We start from the raw sequence: 3,256 nt of genomic DNA, 5'->3' as shown, positions 1-3,256 counted from the left end.
TGACCCGGGGTCCGCCGTCACGCTCTCCGCCCTGCTCTCCGGTGAGGACGGGCCGGGCCGGGACGCCGACGGCGCGTTCGCCCTCGACGTGCTGGTCGTGCTGGACGCCCCGCAGCTCGACGTGGAGACGGCCGCGATGCTGGTGGAGTCCCTCGCCGACGGGACGCGGCTGGTCCTGAGCGGCGACCCGGGGGTGCTCGGCTCGGCCGGTGCGGGCCGGGTGTTCGCCGACGTGATCGCGGCGCGCGCCTGCCCGCACGTGGTCTCGCGCACGCCCGACCCCGGACCGATCGGCGAGCTGGTCTCCGGCATCGGCATCGGCGAGCTCACCCAGGTCGAGGCGCCCGGCAGGGAAGTGGTGATCGTGCCCGTCCGCGACGCGGGTGAGGCCGTCCACCGCACGGTGCAGCTGGTGGCCGATTCGGTGCCGCGCGCCCTCGGCGTGGCCTCCGGCGACACACAGGTGATCACGGTCGGGCACGGCGGTTCGGCGGGCACGACCGCGCTGAACGCGGCGCTCAAGCAGCGGCTCAATCCGGGGCCGGGCCGGTTCGGCGGTTTCGACCCCGGCGACCGCGTGGTCCATGTCCCCGCGGCCGGCAGGGCGGTGCCCGGCTCGGTCGTCTCGGCCGACGCCGAGGGCCTGCATCTGGACTGTGCGGGCACGGCCGTCGTCGTGCCACCGGACCGGGTGGAGACCTCCGTACGCCACGGATGGGCGCTCAGCGCCCACCAGGCGGCCGGGATGCGCTGGCCTGCGGCTGTCGTCGTCCTGCCCGGGGACGCCGCCCAGGGGCTCAGCAGGCCCTGGGTGTACACGGCGTTCAGCCGCGGAGAGCAGCACCTGTCCGTGGTGCACGGCGTCGATCAGGCCCTGCCGCGGGCGGTGGCCGAGGTCGCGGCCCAGGAGCGGACGACCCGGCTGCGCCCCCTGCTGGAGGCACTGCCCACTCCGGACGCCTCGTAGGCCCGGCCCGGCCGGAGCGCCGTCGGCGTCCTACGGGCCCGGCGCGCTGCGCGCCGGGCCCGTAGGACGGCGGAGTCAGGAGCGCTCCGGGGCCGCGCCTTCCGGGTCCCCGTCCAGCTCGTCCTCCTCGTCGAAGACCGAGCTGACGTCGAAGCGGCAGACCACCAGGGCGGGGTCCACCTCGTCGAACGGCGCCCCGAGCCACTCCCCCGGGTCGGGCAGCTCGTCCACGGCGGAGACCCACAGGGTGGAGTCCCCCTCCTCCAGCCCGAACTCCAGGTGCCGGGAGGCGATCTCGTCCGCCTCGTACTCGCCGAACACCACGCCCAGAGCGGCGTGCACCCCGGCGCCCGCGGCCGGCAGGGCGTCCCCGGCCCGCCCGTCCGGATCGAGGTCGGCGAGCCGCTGCGCCTGGGCGAGCAGCCGTGCGGGCTCGGCCACCGCGTAGTCGCGCCTGATCAGCACGCTGACCGCGTGCGGTTCCTCCGGGCCGGCGTAGGGCGGGAGGGAGTCCTCCGCAGCGGGGATCTCGAAGGGGGTGACCTCGTCGTAGCGGTCGTAGAGCAGTTCGTCGTAGACCTCGGCAGCGGCGGCCAGGGCGTTGAACGCGTCGTGGACAGCGGGGTCGTCGTCCCCGGTACGGCGTTCGACTGCCTGGAGGTGGCGGTCGAGCGCGGTTTTGACTGCATCGGCGGCGGCGCGTACCTCGGCAGCGGTGGGCTGCGCAGCATCAGACATGGGACAGACGCTATCCGTACCGGGGGTCTGCCCGCACAATAGATGCGATGCCGGAATACGAATTCATCGATGTGTACGTGCCGCGCGGGGTCTCCAGGAAGGAGGCGGCCCGCCTGCTGACCGACCATGCCGAGTACGGGCACTGGGAGTTGGACCGGCTGACGCTGCGCCGCGACGGCAGCCGCCGGGTGCGGCTGCGCCGCCGGATCATCCGCCAGCTACGGCCCACCTGGTAGGACGGAGCGGGTTCCGTGTCCACGGAACCCGCTCGTCGCGCCGTTGTCGCGAAACCGCTATGCGGCGCTGCGCGAACGCCGGTACAGGACGGTGCCCGCACCCGCGAGCAGCAGGCCCGCGCCCGCCGGGACGAGCAGGTCGAGCCCGCCGGCGCCGGTGTGGGCGAGCTGCTCGCCCGCCACGAGCTGGGGCTCGGGGACCGGCGGCGCGTCCGGTGCGGCCGGCTTCTCCGGGGTGTGCGGTGTCTGCGGCACGACGGGAGGCGGGACCGTCTCCGTGTCGTTCTCGCAGGTGTTGCCGAAGACCGGGTTGAGCAGTCCGCCGACGGTGATGCTGTTGCCGCAGACGTTCAGGGCGATCTCCACCGGCACCTGCACCTGGTTCCCGGAGAGGACCCCGGGGGAGCCTGTGGTCTCGGCCTGCGCCGAGGCGCCGGTGGCACGGTGCCTCCCGGTGCCCGCCCCGCTGTCGCGCACGTCCTCGTGTCCGGATGCCCGGCTCCCGGAGCCGGTGCCGGAGCCGGACGGGGAGCCGCCGTCCGGGGAGTACGCGTGACCGGAGTCCGAAGATCCGTTTCCGCAGTCGTTTCCGCTCGTGGGGTTGAGCAGACCGCCGGCGTCCACGGAGTTTCCGCACACGTTGACGGGTACGTCGACCGGGACCTGGATCGAGTTCCCCGAGAGCACTCCTGGTGAACTCGACGCGGCACCGGCCGCGCCCGCGTCGGCGTGCGCGTGGCCGCCGCCGAGCGCAAGCACTCCGCCCGCCGCCGCCATGGTGATCAGGCCTTTGCGTGTGACCTGTCGCATAGGTTGTCTTCCTGCCTTCTGCCTGCCGAAATGCCCCGGGCACAACCGTGCGGGGGGCCGAATGCCCAGCGGCCCCGGAGTGCATGGCGCGCACTCCGGGGCCGACCGGACTCACACCCTCAAGGGGTTGGTGTGCAACGTCAGTCGTTGACGCAGGTGTTGCCGAAGGCGGGGTTCAGCAGACCGATCACGTTGATCGTGTTGCCGCACACGTTCACCGGAACGTGGACCGGAACCTGGACGACGTTGCCCGACAGCACGCCGGGGCTGCCGATGGCGGCACCCTGGGCACCGGCGTCGGCGGAAGCCATACCCGCACCCGCGAGCACGAGACCACCGGTAGCAGCCGCGATTGCGACGACCTTCTTGATCATTATTCCTCCTGATTGACAAGTGCGGTCCCAGCCGCGGACCGCATCACCTGTAACGAGGAGGGGGTGAGGAGGCTACGAGCAGGAGACCCCTTTCACCCGTTCCGGTGAGCTACGTACAGGCTGTCGATTCC

At 72.9% G+C, this 3,256-nt stretch carries 5 protein-coding genes; 2 read left to right on the top strand and 3 right to left on the bottom strand.

Annotated features, from left to right (window positions below):
* Positions 1-967 (top strand): ATP-dependent RecD-like DNA helicase (locus VN520_RS14505; RefSeq protein ID WP_325747320.1); only part of this gene is annotated, 967 nt, incomplete at its 5' end.
* Between the two features lie 75 nt (positions 968-1,042).
* Here the strand turns inward: VN520_RS14505 and VN520_RS14500 are convergent.
* Positions 1,043-1,705 (bottom strand): hypothetical protein, encoded by a 663-nt coding sequence (locus VN520_RS14500; RefSeq protein ID WP_325747319.1) that lies wholly within the window; start codon positions 1,703-1,705, stop codon positions 1,043-1,045.
* A gap of 47 nt (positions 1,706-1,752) precedes the next feature.
* Between VN520_RS14500 and VN520_RS14495 the strand changes: the two genes are divergently transcribed.
* Positions 1,753-1,941 (top strand): DUF5703 family protein, encoded by a 189-nt coding sequence (locus tag VN520_RS14495; RefSeq protein ID WP_053930948.1) that lies wholly within the window; start codon positions 1,753-1,755, stop codon positions 1,939-1,941.
* Between the two features lie 57 nt (positions 1,942-1,998).
* Here the strand turns inward: VN520_RS14495 and VN520_RS14490 are convergent, their stop codons facing one another.
* The gene (locus VN520_RS14490; RefSeq protein ID WP_325747318.1) at positions 1,999-2,751 is read right to left on the bottom strand and encodes a chaplin; all 753 of its coding nucleotides are present in this window, start codon (positions 2,749-2,751) and stop codon (positions 1,999-2,001) included.
* Between the two features lie 140 nt (positions 2,752-2,891).
* The gene (gene chpH / locus VN520_RS14485; RefSeq protein WP_325747317.1) at positions 2,892-3,125 is read right to left on the bottom strand and encodes a chaplin ChpH; all 234 of its coding nucleotides are present in this window, start codon (positions 3,123-3,125) and stop codon (positions 2,892-2,894) included.
* Between the last annotated feature and the right edge of the window lie 131 nt (positions 3,126-3,256).

It is taken from the genome of Streptomyces sp. (genome assembly GCF_035563135.1).
GTDB lineage: Bacteria > Actinomycetota > Actinomycetes > Streptomycetales > Streptomycetaceae > Streptomyces.
Note: the sequence above shows the minus strand (reverse complement) of the source record. Positions and strands in the feature narration are given on the sequence as shown.